General features: G+C 64.6%; 13 protein-coding genes. 9 read left to right on the forward strand and 4 right to left on the reverse strand.

Annotated elements, in window-relative coordinates; genetic code table 11:
• Nucleotides 1-155 precede the first annotated feature (155 nt).
• The 6 genes from B9Z03_RS26885 (at nucleotide 156) to B9Z03_RS26910 (ending at nucleotide 6,301) form a co-directional block, all read left to right on the forward strand.
• Nucleotides 156-1,388, forward strand: coding sequence for an ABC transporter substrate-binding protein (locus tag B9Z03_RS26885; RefSeq protein ID WP_085467041.1), 1,233 nt, complete (start codon nucleotides 156-158; stop codon nucleotides 1,386-1,388).
• A 77-nt stretch (nucleotides 1,389-1,465) separates the two neighbouring features.
• Nucleotides 1,466-2,368 (forward strand): carbohydrate ABC transporter permease, encoded by a 903-nt coding sequence (locus B9Z03_RS26890; RefSeq protein WP_085467042.1) that lies wholly within the window; start codon nucleotides 1,466-1,468, stop codon nucleotides 2,366-2,368.
• Complete coding sequence (locus B9Z03_RS26895; RefSeq protein ID WP_085467043.1) at nucleotides 2,361-3,296, forward strand: carbohydrate ABC transporter permease; 936 nt, start codon at nucleotides 2,361-2,363, stop codon at nucleotides 3,294-3,296. Before B9Z03_RS26890 ends, B9Z03_RS26895 begins: the two co-directional genes overlap by 8 nt.
• Before the next feature lie 4 nt (nucleotides 3,297-3,300).
• Nucleotides 3,301-4,374: an ABC transporter ATP-binding protein gene (locus tag B9Z03_RS26900; protein ID WP_085467044.1), complete on the forward strand. Its 1,074-nt coding sequence runs from the start codon at nucleotides 3,301-3,303 to the stop codon at nucleotides 4,372-4,374.
• 29 nt (nucleotides 4,375-4,403) lie between these two features.
• Entirely contained in the window at nucleotides 4,404-5,150 is a 747-nt protein-coding gene (locus tag B9Z03_RS26905) for a sugar phosphate isomerase/epimerase family protein (RefSeq protein ID WP_085467045.1), read from the forward strand.
• Between the two features lie 11 nt (nucleotides 5,151-5,161).
• Nucleotides 5,162-6,301 carry a Gfo/Idh/MocA family protein gene (locus tag B9Z03_RS26910; protein WP_085467046.1) on the forward strand — a complete coding sequence of 380 codons (1,140 nt, stop codon included), beginning with the start codon at nucleotides 5,162-5,164 and terminating at the stop codon, nucleotides 6,299-6,301.
• A gap of 99 nt (nucleotides 6,302-6,400) precedes the next feature.
• On the opposite strand, the gene B9Z03_RS30355 is transcribed toward B9Z03_RS26910, so the two are convergent.
• Nucleotides 6,401-6,841: a DUF2735 domain-containing protein gene (locus B9Z03_RS30355; protein WP_244561854.1), complete on the reverse strand. Its 441-nt coding sequence runs from the start codon at nucleotides 6,839-6,841 to the stop codon at nucleotides 6,401-6,403.
• 122 nt (nucleotides 6,842-6,963) lie between these two features.
• Here B9Z03_RS30355 and B9Z03_RS26920 point away from each other — a divergent pair, with 122 nt between their 5' ends.
• The 3 genes from B9Z03_RS26920 (at nucleotide 6,964) to B9Z03_RS26930 (ending at nucleotide 10,104) form a co-directional block, all read left to right on the forward strand.
• A complete protein-coding gene (locus B9Z03_RS26920) occupies nucleotides 6,964-8,004 on the forward strand; it encodes a glutamine synthetase beta-grasp domain-containing protein (protein WP_085467048.1) in 1,041 nt (346 codons plus the stop codon).
• A gap of 144 nt (nucleotides 8,005-8,148) precedes the next feature.
• Entirely contained in the window at nucleotides 8,149-9,567 is a 1,419-nt protein-coding gene (locus B9Z03_RS26925; protein ID WP_085467049.1) for a coniferyl aldehyde dehydrogenase, read from the forward strand.
• Between the two features lie 96 nt (nucleotides 9,568-9,663).
• Nucleotides 9,664-10,104 carry a pseudoazurin gene (locus B9Z03_RS26930; protein ID WP_085467050.1) on the forward strand — a complete coding sequence of 147 codons (441 nt, stop codon included), beginning with the start codon at nucleotides 9,664-9,666 and terminating at the stop codon, nucleotides 10,102-10,104.
• Nucleotides 10,105-10,127: 23 nt separating this feature from the next.
• Here B9Z03_RS26930 and B9Z03_RS26935 read toward each other — a convergent pair whose 3' ends face one another.
• The 3 genes from B9Z03_RS26935 to B9Z03_RS26945 all read right to left on the reverse strand — a co-directional run bounded on the left by B9Z03_RS26935 (nucleotide 10,128) and on the right by B9Z03_RS26945 (nucleotide 13,433).
• The gene (locus B9Z03_RS26935) at nucleotides 10,128-11,627 is read right to left on the reverse strand and encodes a class I adenylate-forming enzyme family protein (RefSeq protein WP_085467051.1); all 1,500 of its coding nucleotides are present in this window, start codon (nucleotides 11,625-11,627) and stop codon (nucleotides 10,128-10,130) included.
• A gap of 152 nt (nucleotides 11,628-11,779) precedes the next feature.
• The gene (locus B9Z03_RS26940; protein WP_085467052.1) at nucleotides 11,780-12,769 is read right to left on the reverse strand and encodes a fumarylacetoacetate hydrolase family protein; all 990 of its coding nucleotides are present in this window, start codon (nucleotides 12,767-12,769) and stop codon (nucleotides 11,780-11,782) included.
• A gap of 43 nt (nucleotides 12,770-12,812) precedes the next feature.
• Entirely contained in the window at nucleotides 12,813-13,433 is a 621-nt protein-coding gene (locus B9Z03_RS26945; RefSeq protein ID WP_244561855.1) for a TetR/AcrR family transcriptional regulator, read from the reverse strand.
• Nucleotides 13,434-13,521 lie beyond the last annotated feature (88 nt).

Consider the following 13,521-nt stretch of genomic DNA (forward strand, 5'->3'; position numbering starts at 1 on the left):
CGCGGTTTGGATTCAATCGCTTACCGCACCGCAACCGGTAATATCGTGCATCGCAGCACAAGATTCCGGCTCCTGACAACGACTGACGTCTTGCGAGAGCGAATTAATTCGCCTACCGTAAAAATCTGTAACGTTACAGATTTGGGAGGATCCTCATGCGTTATGCCATACTCGCCGCAGCCCTCGCGGCATCCGTCGCCCTGCCCCGTGTCGCCCAGGCGACCGACCTCGAAGTGACGCACTGGTGGACGTCGGGCGGCGAGGCCGCGGCCGTCGCCGAACTCGCGAAAGCCTTCGACGCGACCGGCAACAAATGGGTGGACGGCGCGATCGCCGGTTCCGGCGGCACCGCGCGGCCGATCATGATCAGCCGCATCACCGGCGGCGATCCGATGGGCGCGACGCAGTTCAACCACGGCCGCCAGGCGGAAGAGCTGGTTGCCGCCGGCCTGATGCGCGACCTGACGCCGATCGCCGAGAAGGAAGGCTGGAAGAACTTCATCAAGCCGAGTTCGCTGCTCGATTCCTGCACCCTCGACGGCAAGATTTACTGCGTGCCGATCAACATCCACTCGCAGCAGTGGCTCTGGCTCTCCAACGCGGCATTCGAAAAGGCCGGCGTCGCGGTGCCGAAGAACTGGGACGAGTATGTCGCAGCGGCCCCCGCCCTGGAAAAGGCCGGCATCATCCCGCTCGCGATGGGCCAGCAGCCCTGGCAGACCTCGCTCGCGTTCCAGGTTCTGGTCGTGGCGCTCGCGGGTCCCGACGGCTTCAACAAGATCTACAAGGACAAGGACGCCGAGTTCGCCGCCGGCGCCGAGATGGCCAAGGTCTTCGACGCGGCCGACAAGGCGCGCGCCATGGCTGCCAAGTCGAACGTGCAGGACTGGAACCAGGCGACCAACATGGTCATCAGCGGTCAGGCCGCCGGGCAGATCATGGGCGACTGGGCGCAGGGCGAGTTCCAGGTGGCCGGCAAGGTGGCCGGCAAGGACTACACCTGCCTGCCCGGCCTCGGCGTCAACGAGGTGATCCAGACGGCTGGTGATGCGTTCTACTTCCCGGTCCTGAAGGACGAGGCGAAGTCCGCCGCGCAGGATGTGCTGGCCTCGACCATGCTGTCGCCGACCACGCAGGTCGCCTTCAACCTCAAGAAGGGCTCGCTGCCGGTGCGCGGCGACGTCGACCTTGCCGCGGCCAACGACTGCATGAAGAAGGGTCTCGAGATCCTTGCCAAGGGCAACATCATCCAGTCGCCCGACCAGCTGTTCTCGGCGGACTCGCTGACGCAGGTGAACGACCTGTTCGTCGAGTTCTTCAAGGACCCCAAGATCACGGCGGCCGACGCGCAGAAGCGCTTCGCCGAGATCGTCGCTGCCGCCGACTGAGGCAGCCATCCTCCGCCGCGCGCCGTGGCCAAAGGGCCGCGGCGCAGCGAAGCCGTCCCTGAGCGAGAGAACGCGCCATGGCAGACGCAGCCGCCCGCCGGCCGAACCAGCTCTTCCGAAACCTCAACGCCAAGATCGCGTCAATCCCGATGATCCTGACCGCGCTCGTGGTCTTCGTCGGCGGTTCGATCTGGACGGTCGTCTATTCCTTCACCAATTCGCGGCTCCTGCCGCGGCTCAATTTCGTCGGGCTCGACCAGTATGAGCGGCTCTGGTCCTCGAACAAATGGCAGATCGCCATCGAGAACCTGTTCATCTACGGCGTCTGCACGCTGATCCTGTCGATGGTGATCGGCTTCGTGCTCGCCGCCCTGCTCGACCAGAAGATCCGCTTCGAGGACACGTTCCGGACCATCTTCCTTTATCCCTTCGCACTCTCATTCATCGTCACCGGCCTCGTCTGGCAGTGGATCCTGAACCCGGACTTCGGCATCCAGGGCTTCGTCCGTGGCCTCGGCTGGGAAAGCTTCACCTTCGATCCGCTCTACAACCAGGACATCGTCATCTACGGCATCCTGATCGCGGGCATCTGGCAAGGCACGGGGCTGGTCATGTGCCTGATGCTGGCCGGCCTGCGCGGCATCGACGAGGACATCTGGAAGGCCGCGCGCGTCGACGGCATCCCGATGTGGAAGACCTATCTCTTCATCGTCATTCCGATGATGCGGCCGGTGTTCGTCACCACGCTGGTGATCGTCGCCTCCGGCATCGTGCGCGTCTACGACCTCGTCGTGGCGCAGACGAGCGGCGGGCCGGGCATCGCCTCGGAAGTGCCGGCGAAATATGTCTACGACGCGATGTTCCTGTCGCAGAACCTCGGCCAGGGCTTCGCGGCTTCCACGATGATGCTGCTGGCGGTGATGACCGTCATCGTGCCGTGGGCCTATTTCGAGTTCGGCAGGAGGCGGCGCAATGGCTGACGTGCGCACCGCCACGGCCGGGCAGTTCGAGCCCGCCATCGCCTCCCCCACCGAGCCCTACGGGCCGCGGCCGCGCCGCGCCATCTCGCGCCGCAACATCCTGATCTACGGCACGCTGGCGCTCGTCTCGCTCTACTACCTGCTGCCGCTCTGGGTGATGGTGGTGACCTCGGTGAAGGGCATGCCGGAGATCCGCACCGGCAACATCTTCGCGCCGCCGCTGGAGATCACCTTCGAGCCGTGGGTGAAGGCCTGGTCGACCGCCTGCACGGGGCTGAACTGCGACGGGCTCTCGCGCGGTTTCTGGAACTCGGTGCGCATCACCGTGCCGAGCGTCATCATCTCGATCCTGATCGCCTCGGTGAACGGCTATGCGCTCGCCAACTGGCGCTTCAAGGGATCGGAGGTCTTCTTCACCATCCTGATCGTCGGCGCCTTCATTCCCTACCAGGTGATGCTCTACCCGATCGTCATCATCCTGCGCGAAATGGGCATCTACGGCACGCTGACGGGGCTGGTGATCGTCCACACCATCTTCGGCATGCCGATCAACACGCTGCTGTTCCGCAACTATTTCGCTTCGGTGCCGGAAGAGCTTTTCAAGGCCGCCCGCGTCGACGGCGCCGGCTTCTGGGGCATCTACTTCCGCATCATGCTGCCGATGTCGCTGCCGATCTTCGTGGTGGCGATGATCATCCAGGTGACGGGCATCTGGAACGACTTCCTGTTCGGCGTCGTCTACACCAAGCCCGACGTCTACCCGATGACCGTGCAGCTCAACAACATCGTCAACTCCGTGCAGGGCGTGAAGGAGTACAACGTCAACATGGCCGCCACGCTGCTGACCGGGCTCGTGCCGCTGATCATCTACTTCATTTCCGGAAAACTGTTCGTGCGCGGCATCGCGGCCGGCGCGGTGAAGGGGTGAGCCGATGACAAGCGTTCTCGTCAAGGATGTCTCGCTCGCCTTCGGCGCCGTCGAGGTGTTGAAAAAGCTGAACCTCGACGTGCAGCAGGGCGAGTTCATCGTGCTGCTCGGCCCCTCCGGCTGCGGCAAGTCCACGCTGCTCAACTGCATTGCCGGCCTGCTCGACGTGTCGGCCGGGCAGATCTTCATCAACGGCAAGAACGTGACCTGGGAGGAGCCGAAGGACCGCGGCATCGGCATGGTGTTCCAGTCCTATGCGCTCTATCCGCAGATGACGGTGGAGGGGAACCTCTCCTTCGGCCTGAAGAACGCACGCCTGCCGAAGGACGAGATCGCGAAGCGTATCGCCCGCGCGGCCGAGATCCTGCAGATCGAGCCGCTGCTGCAGCGCAAGCCGGCCGCGCTCTCCGGCGGCCAGCGCCAGCGCGTCGCGATCGGCCGCGCGCTGGTGCGCGACGTCGATGTGTTCCTGTTCGACGAGCCGCTATCCAACCTCGACGCCAAGCTGCGCGCCGAGCTGCGGGTGGAGATCAAGCGCCTGCACCAACAGCTCGCCAACACGATGATCTACGTGACCCACGACCAGATCGAAGCGATGACGCTGGCCGACCGGATCGCGGTGATGCGCGGCGGCCTGATCCAGCAGTTCGCCTCGCCGAAGGAGATCTACAACCGCCCGGTCAACCGCTTCGTCGCCGGCTTCATCGGCTCGCCGGGCATGAATTTCCTCGAGGGCGAGGTCGCCGACGGGGACTTCGTCGCGGACGGCGTACGTATCCCGATCACGCGCTACGAGGCTACGGCGCAGCCTCTTCAAGGCGCGAAGGTGGCGTTCGGCATAAGGCCGGAGCATGTCGCGCTCAACAGCGGCGCGGACTGGCCTTTTGCGCAGAAAGTGAAGGTCGACGTGGTCGAGCCGATGGGTTCCGACGCGCTGGTCTGGACCAAGCTCGGCCGTCAGAACCTCGCCGTGCGCGTGCCGGCGGAACGGACGCCCGCCACCGGCGACACGGTCGAGATCGGCTTCGATCCGATGCGCGCCTCTCTCTTCGACGCCGCCGAGGGGCGACGGGTCTGACATCACAGGACAAACGGCAGGACATTCACATGAACTGGTCTTTCCAGCTTTACAGCGCCCGCAACTTCAAACCCTGGAGCGATGTGCTGAAGCTCGTCTCCCGGCTGGGCTACAAGGAGGTCGAGGGTTTCGGCGGCGTCTACGACGACCCGAAGGCCTTCCGGGCCGACATGGACCGCAATGGTCTCGCGATGCCCTCCGGCCATTTCTCGATCGACGCGCTGGAGGGCGATTTCGACGGCGTGCGGCGCATCGCCGACACGCTGGGCGTGACGCTGATCGTCTGCCCCTACCTGATGCCCGACAAACGCCCGACCGACGCCGCCGGCTGGAAGGCCTTCGGCGAGCGGCTCGGCGCCGTCGGGGACAAGGCGAAGAAGGCCGGATACGGTTTTGCCTGGCACAACCACGACTTCGAATTCAAGGCGCTGCCTGACGGCTCGCTGCCGCAGAAGCTGATCCTCGATGCCGCTCCCTCGATCGGACTGGAACTGGACGTCGCCTGGGTCGTGCGCGGCGGGGCCGATCCGGCGAAGTGGATCGCCGACTACGCCGACCGCATCCTCGCCGTGCATGTGAAGGACATCGCCCCGGCCGGGCAGAACGCGAACGAGGACGGCTGGGCCGATGTCGGCCACGGCACCGTCGCGTGGAAACCGCTGATGGCCGAACTGCGCGCGAAGACGCCGGCGAAGGTCTACGTCATGGAACACGACAACCCGTCCGACCTCGAACGCTTTGCCAGGCGGTCGATCGAAACGGTGAAATCCTACTGAGGATCGCGGACATGGTTGCGAAGAAGAAACTGCGCGTCGGCGTCGTCGGCTGCGGCAACATCTCGACCGCCTATTTCCGCCTGGCACCGCTGTTCAAGGGCGTGCGCATGGTCGCCTGCGCCGACCTGAAGCCGGAACTCGCCGAAACGCAGGCGAAGGCCTTCGGCCTGCGGGCGATGACTGTCGACGAGCTGCTTGCCGACAGGGACATCGACATCGTCGTGAACCTGACGGTCCCGGCGGCGCATTATCCGATCTCGAAGGCCGCGCTCGATGCCGGCAAGCATGTCTACTCCGAAAAGCCCTTCGTGCTGTCGCTGAAGGAAGGGCTCGACCTGAAGAAGCGGGCGGAGAAGAAGGGCCTGCGCATCGGCTCGGCGCCGGACACCTTCCTCGGTGGCGCGCACCAGCAGGCGCGCGCACTGGTCGACGCAGGCAAGATCGGCAAGGTCACGTCGGGCGTCTGCCACGTGATGAATCACGGCATGGAGCACTGGCACCCGAATCCCGACTTCTTTTATGCACCGGGTGGCGGGCCGATCCTCGACCTTGGACCGTATTATGTCTCCAGCCTTGTGCAGCTCATCGGGCCGGTCTCCAAAGTCGCCGCAGTGACCTCGATCCCGCAGGCTCGCCGTACGATCTCGAACGGGCCGCGCACCGGCGAAAGCGTGCCGGTCGGCACGCCGACGACGATCCATGCACTGCTGCATTTCGCCAACGGCGCGGTGGTCACGCTGAACGCCTCGTGGGACGTGTGGTCTCATGGGCATGCGCCGATCGAGCTCTATGGCGAGGACGGGACGATGCTGGTGCCCGATCCGAACTTCTTCGGCGGCACGGTGGGTCTCACGCGCCAGGACAAGCCGGTGAAGAAGCTGCCGGCCTGGAACCATCCGCTCGGCGTGCCCAACCAGCAGTCGCCGCGCGGCCCGCTGGCGAACTATCGGACGGTCGGACTGGCGGACATGGCGCTGGGCATCCTGGAAGACCGGCCGCACCGCTGCTCGCTCGACTTCGCGCTGCATGCGATCGACATCATGACCGCGATCCTGCAATCGGGCGAGACGGGCAAGTTCGTCACGCTGACGACCAGTTGCGAACGGCCGGCCGCGCTCGACTCGGCCACGGCGCGCAGGATGATGGCCTGAGCCGCAGACAATTCGGGCGGCCCCTCCGTCGAGGGCCGCCCTTCAAGACATCAGCGATGGATAGGCGTCCGGCAAACCGGACGCGCCGCCAAGAAGCGTTCAGTGCTTCTTGGCCTGCTCGGTCTCGCGAATGGCTTCGTCGTGATACCAGCCGTTGACGTCGACGACAGGCGCCTGAAGCACCGGCGCGGGCTGCTCGCGGCGCGCGAGAAAGCCGGCGCGACCGCCGACGGGAAACTGGATGATGGTGGCGCTCTGGCTGCTCTGGTTGTTGGTCATCATGTATACTCCGCTGATGCCGAACATCAGTATAACCCAGATGGGTGCTGCACTCAATTTAATCAAGATGCCTTTTTTGTAGTCATTTTTTGAGCACCCGTCGCAGCGAAGCGCTTTCTGCATCCTAATGCGGCAATTTGGATCGGGTTCCGGCCCGTGATGGCTGCCGTTGTCGAAACCGCAGGCAAACGCGAAAAATGCTGCATTTTTCGCCGCTTGCGCGGAGGCCGGTCTGATTCGCTCTTTCGCGGGGCGCGACATACCCTTTCGTAAGCGAAGTATTAACCGCAACTGGCACGCCTGTTGCATCGCACCATTCGGCATGCGCACGGCGGAATGGCCGCAGCGATCACAGTTCGACGTAACTTCGTAAGAGAGGCGAAATGACCAAGTACAAGTTGGAGTATATCTGGCTCGACGGCTATACCCCTGTTCCGAACCTCCGCGGAAAGACCCAGATCAAGGAATTCGACTCCTTCCCTTCGCTCGATGAACTGCCTCTGTGGGGCTTCGACGGTTCCTCGACGATGCAGGCCGAAGGTCACAGCTCCGACTGCGTGCTGAAGCCGGTCGCCGTCTATCCCGATCCGGCCCGCAAGAACGGCGTGCTCGTCATGTGCGAAGTCATGATGCCCGACGGCGTCACCCCGCATTCGACGAACAGCCGCGCGACCATCCTCGACGACGAGGGCGCCTGGTTCGGCTTCGAGCAGGAATACTTCTTCTACAAGGACGGCCGCCCTCTCGGCTTCCCGGAGCATGGCTATCCCTCGCCGCAGGGCCCGTACTACACCGGCGTCGGCTACAAGAACGTCGGCGACGTTGCCCGCACGATCGTCGAGGAGCATCTCGAGCTCTGCCTCGAGGCCGGCATCAACCATGAAGGCATCAACGCCGAGGTGGCCAAGGGCCAGTGGGAATTCCAGATCTTCGGCAAGGGCTCGAAGAAGGCCGCGGACCAGATCTGGATGGCGCGCTACCTGCTGCTGCGCCTGTGCGAGAAGTATTGCATCGACGTCGAGTTCCACTGCAAGCCGCTGGGCGACACGGACTGGAACGGTTCGGGCATGCACTGCAACTTCTCGACCACCTTCATGCGCGAAGTCGGCGGCAAGGCCTATTTCGAGGCGCTGATGGCTGCCTTCGACAAGAACCTGATGGACCACATCGCCGTCTACGGCCCGGACAACGACAAGCGCCTGACCGGCAAGCACGAGACCGCGCCGTGGAACAAGTTCTCCTACGGCATCGCCGACCGCGGCGCGTCCATCCGCGTTCCGCACTCCTTCGTCAAGAACGACTACAAGGGCTATCTCGAGGATCGCCGCCCGAACTCGCAGGGCGACCCCTACCAGATCGCCTCCATCGTCCTGAAGACGATCTCGGAAGTTCCGACCGAGGCCTACAAGAAGGCCGCGGCCTGATTTAAGGAGCCGGCGTTCGCGCCGGCAGGCAAAGTCTCGACGGCCCGGCTGGCGACAGCCGGGCCGTTTCCGTTTCGGCGCCCAGGCGCGCTGGCAGAGGCTTCCCCCCTCTGCTAGCCTGCCGGCACATCGGAGCCGATCCCCATGCTGCAGCAGAACCAGGACAACTTGTCGGCCGCGTTCGACAGGCAGAAGGCTGCATTCGCCCGCGATCCCTTCCCTGACATCGACGCGCGCCGCGACAGGCTGCGCCGGCTGCTGGCGCTGACCGAGGACCATGAGGCGGAGTTTTGCGGTGCGATCGACGCCGATTTCGGCGGCCGCTCCGCGCACGAGACGCGCCTGGCGGAGATCATCGTCGTGCGCGCCGGCATCCGCCACGCGCTGTCGCACCTGTCGTCATGGATGGCGGACAAGCGCGTGCCCACCGCGATGCCCTTCTGGCCCGCCCGCAACAGGCTCGTGCCGCAGCCGCTCGGCGTGGTCGGTATCGTCTCGCCGTGGAACTATCCCTTCCAGCTCGCGCTGGCGCCAGCGACGGCAGCGCTTGCGGCCGGCAACCGCGTGCTGATCAAGCCATCCGAGCTCACTCCGCGCTTCTCGGACCTGCTCGCCTCGCTGGCAGCGCAGCATTTCGCCCCGGACGAGCTGGACGTGATCGTTGGCGGCCCGGATGTCGGCAAGGCCTTCGTCGCCCTGCCCTTCGACCACCTGCTCTTCACCGGCTCGACGACGGTCGGTCGCCAAGTGGCGGTCGCAGCAGCCGCCAACCTGACGCCAGTGACGCTGGAACTCGGCGGCAAGTCGCCGGCGATCTTCGATCCGAGCTGCAACCTCGACACGGCAGTCGCCAGCGTCGCCTACGGCAAGCTGCTCAATGCCGGCCAGACCTGCATCGCGCCCGACTATCTGATGGTGCCGAAGGGCCAGGGTGCGGCGATCGCCGGCAGGCTCGCGGGCGCGATGGCGAAGCTCTATCCAAGGATCGCCGACAATCCAGACTACACCGCGATCATCTCGGACCGGCATCACGCACGGCTGACCTCGCTGGTGGAGGAGGTCCGCGCGCGGGGCGCCGAGGTGATCGAGGTCAATCCGGCAGGCGAAAACTTCGGCAATACGCGAAAGCTCGCGCCCATGATCGTGCGCAACGCGCCATATGACACGCGGCTGATGCAGGAGGAGATTTTCGGCCCGGTCCTGCCGATCATCGAATACGGCGACGTCAGCGAGGCGATCGGCCATATCAACGGCCGCGACCGGCCGCTGGCGCTCTACTGGTTCGGCAAGGATAAGGCCGCTCGACGCAGGGTTCTGCGCGAGACGGTCTCAGGCGGCGTGACCATCAACGACTGCCTAATGCATATCGCCCAGGAGAACCAGCCCTTCGGCGGCGTCGGGCCGAGCGGCATGGGCGCCTATCACGGCGAATGGGGCTTCCGCACCTTCAGCAAGGAGAAGCCGGTCTTCGTGCAGTCACCGCTCGGCGCCGGCGGCATGATGCACCCGCCCTATGGCGCGACGTTCGAGCGAACGCTTCGCCTCTTCAAACTGATGACCTGAGGCATCGCCGGCGTTTGCGCTCGATCAATGCGCATGGCTCTCGTCCACCGTAGACAATTGCCACGGCTGAGGCCGGCAATCGAAACAGGTGTCATCATGAAAAGAACATTCGCAATGGCCGCCGCGCTCGCGGCGTTGCTGGCGACGGGCGCGGCGCAGGCCGCCGACCATCAGGTGCAGATGCTCAACAAGGGCGAAAAGGGGACGATGGTTTTCCAGCCCGACCTGATCATCGCCCAACCGGGCGACACGGTCACCTTCGTCCCTGTCGACAAGTCGCACGACGTACAGAGCATCAAGGACATGATCCCGGAGGGAGCGACCCCGTTCAAGGGCAAGCCGAACGAGCAGGTCACCATCACGGTCGACAAGGAAGGCGTCTACGGCGTCAAGTGCCTGCCGCACTACGCGATGGGAATGGTCGCGCTGATCGTGGTCGGCAAGCCGGTCAATCTTGAGCAGGCGAAGGCCGTGAAGCAGACGGGCATGGCGAAGAAGCGGTTCGAGGCGCTGTTCGCGGAAGTGCCGACGAACTGATTGCAGGCGCGGCGGGCAAGGCGTCACGACCCCGCCGCGAATCGTTCCCGCAAGGTGCGGCGCAGCACTTTGCCGTAGGCGTTCTTCGGCAGTTCTTCGAGGAAGAAGACGTGCTTCGGCTTCTTGAAGCGCGCGAGGTGGTCGCGGCAGAAGTCGAGCACGGCCGTCTCGGTCATGCCTGCGTCCGCCACCAGCGCGACGGCGACGGATTCTCCCCATTCGCTGTCGGGCAGTCCGAAGGCGATGACCTCGCGCACGGCCGGATGCGCCGCCAGCACGTCCTCGACCTCCTTGGGATAGATGTTGGTACCGCCGGAGATGATCGTGTCGTGCCGCCGGTCGAGCACTCGCAGCCGGCCGCCGGAATCGAAATGGCCGACGTCGCCGGTGTGCAGCCAGCCGCCCCTCAGCGCCTTCGCCGTCGCGTCCGGATTGCGCCAGTAGCCTTTCATGACGACATCGCCGCGCACGCAGATCTCACCGTCGCCGCCCAGCGGGACGTCACGGTCGTTCTCGTCGAGGATACGCACCTCGATGCCGCTGCGGACATAGCCGGCGGACACCAGCGTCTCGTCGTCGGCGCCGAGATGTGCAGCGCCCGGCAGATAGGAGATCGTCATCGGCGACTCCCCCTGCCCGTAGAGCTGATGGAAGATCGGGCCGAAGCGCGCGACCGCCGCGCGGATATGTTCGAGATGGATCGTCGCGCCGCCATAGATGACGCCGCGCAAGGAACCGATGCCGTCGCGCGGCGCGGCCTCCAGGAAGCGCACGATCATCGTTGGGGCGACGAAGGCGATGGCGGTGATGCGTTCCCGCGCGATCGTGTCGAACACTTCGTCCGGGCGGAAGTTGGCGCGGTCGTAGACGATGTTGAGCGCGCCGCGCGCCAGCGACGGGATGAGATAGAGGCCGCTGCCATGCGACAGCGGCGCGACATGCAGCACGCGGTCGCTCTCGACGAAGGCGAAGACATCGGCGAGGCAATTGACCGAGGCGGCGATGAGGTTGCGATGCGAAAGCGTCGCGCCCTTCGGCTTGCCCGTCGTGCCGGATGTGTAGAAGATCCAGGCCGGTTCGTCGGGATCGACCTCGGCGGGAACCGATGATCGAGGGGCAGGTTGAGGCATCGAAAAATCCTCGATCGCGATGATCCGAGGCTTTTCCTCTCCCTCAAGAGCAGCATCGAGGGCATCGACATGCTCCCGATGCGTGAAGATCAGCTTCGGCTCGGCATCGCCGGCGATCCATGCGACCTCGCGAGGGTGCAGCTTCGCATTGGTCGGCACGACCACCAGACCGGCTCGCATGATCGCCATCAACAGGACGGGGAACTCGAAGCCGTTCTTCAGGAAGACGAGCACGCGGTCGCCGCGGACACAGCCCTGGGCCGCCAGCCAGTCGCCGAGCGCGGCGCAGGTGAGATCGAACTCGCCATATGTAAGCCTGTTCTTACCATAAGATATGGCGCTCTCGTCTTTCCGGCGGCGAATGGCGTCGGCGAGCATCGAATAGACGTTCATGGGACTTCACCTCTCCTCCCAGGCGAATGCCGCGCGGGATCGCTCCGCGCGAAGCAGCCTGACTATTCCTTGCGAAGGGCGGATGCGCAACGTGCGGGGTCTGTAACCGTGGAGCGGCAGGCGGGCCACAGCTCCGCCCGCCTTCCGGACCGTCAGCTCGGCCGCGTCAGCACGCGGTTGCGCAGGATGCCGATGCCCTCGACCTCCAGTTCCACCGCGTCGCCGTGCTTGAGGAACTTCATATGCTCGAGGCCGCAACCATTGCCGACCGTGCCCGAGCCGAAGAACTCGCCGGGATAGATCGTCTCCGAACGCGAGACATGCGCGATCAGGTCCTCGAACTTCCAGTGCATGGTGGACGTGCTGCCGCGGCCCCACTCCTCGCCGTTGACGCGGCAGATCATGGTGAGGTTGTAGGGATCCTTCAGTTCGTCGGCGGTGACGAGGCAAGGGCCCATGGCGTTGCCGTAGTCGAAGTCCTTGCCCTTGGCCGGGCCGAGCTGGCCGCCCATTTCCTGCGTCTGCGCGTCGCGGGCGGAGAAGTCATTGAAGATGGTGTAGCCGTAAATGTGCTCGCGCGCCTTGTCCTTCGGAATGTCGACGCCTTTGGTGCCGACGTAGAAGCCGAATTCCAGCTCGAAATCCATCAGCGTGGAATAGCTTGGCCAGAGCACGTCCTGATCGGTGCCGATGACCGAGAAGCGGTTGGCCTTGTAGTAGATCGGCTGCTCGTAGAAGGTCTTGGGGATCGCGAAGACGCCCTTTTCCTCGAACTCCTTCATCGCCGCTTCGGGGTCCGGTGTCGCGTTGGCGCGGATGCGACGGACGGCGTTGAACGACTGCTTCAGGTGCGTCTCGAAGCAGAGGCAGTCACGCATCTGGATCGGCACCGGCACCGGGGCGAGCAGCCGTACGTCCTTGCGGGAGACGGCGTCGCCCTTGGCGGCCTTCTTCACCGTCTTTTTCGCCAGGTCGAGACCTTCCTCGCCGGCTTCGATGAGCGCCTGGATAGAGGCGAAGGCCGGGTAGCTCTTGCCGAACGCTTCCTTGTGCGCGTCGGCGAGATCGACGATCTTGCGATCGCCGTCCACCAGGGCGCCGGCGCGCGGCTTGCCCTTCTTCTGATATGTCACGAGCTTCATCGGTTTCCTCCCGTTGGTCGTCGCGCCGGCTCTTGTGCGCCGGCTAGGTTTGCGCTTTCGGCACATGGCTGTAGAGCAGCGCCGCCTTCATCAGCGCGACGAGATGCGTCGCGGTCGTCAGTTCGTCTTCGGGATCGCACCGTCCGCCCGACAGGCGGCTGATGCGCCCGGTATCGGCCATGGTGTAGACCATGACCCCGAGCATGGCCTGGTAGCCCCAGTTGATCTCCTCGATCGTGCGGTCGGGCATCGCCTGCTGCAGCGCCTCGATCACCTTGTAGGCGATCGGGTCGAAGAACTCGGCGACGACCTTGCGGTGGTGTGACTTGGGGTCTGAAACCTCCCGCGCGAGGATGCGGGCGTAGCTGGAGTTCTTTTCCGTGCTGCGCATGTGCAGGTTCGGTACCAGCACGGCCTTGACGATCATCTCCACCTTCCGGTCGCGCTCCGGCTCCATCTCGGCAAGCCGGAGGCCGGCGATGCGCTGGTCGATAATCATCGGCGCGCGCATTTCGAAGATGGCGCGGTAGAGGCCTTCCTTGCTGCCGAAATGGTAGTTGATCAGGGCGACGGGCACGTCGGCATGCAGCGCGATCTGGCGCACAGAGACACCGTCAAATCCATGATCGGCGAACTCGGCTTCGGCGGCATACAGAATCCGCATGCGCGTCGCCACAGAATTCCGCTGGGTCGCCTCGACGGCGATAACCTTCTGTTCCGGCTCTGTTTTCTGCGATTTCGGCATAGCTTTC

This window comes from Mesorhizobium australicum, assembly GCF_900177325.1.
Lineage (GTDB): Bacteria > Pseudomonadota > Alphaproteobacteria > Rhizobiales > Rhizobiaceae > Mesorhizobium_A > Mesorhizobium_A australicum_A.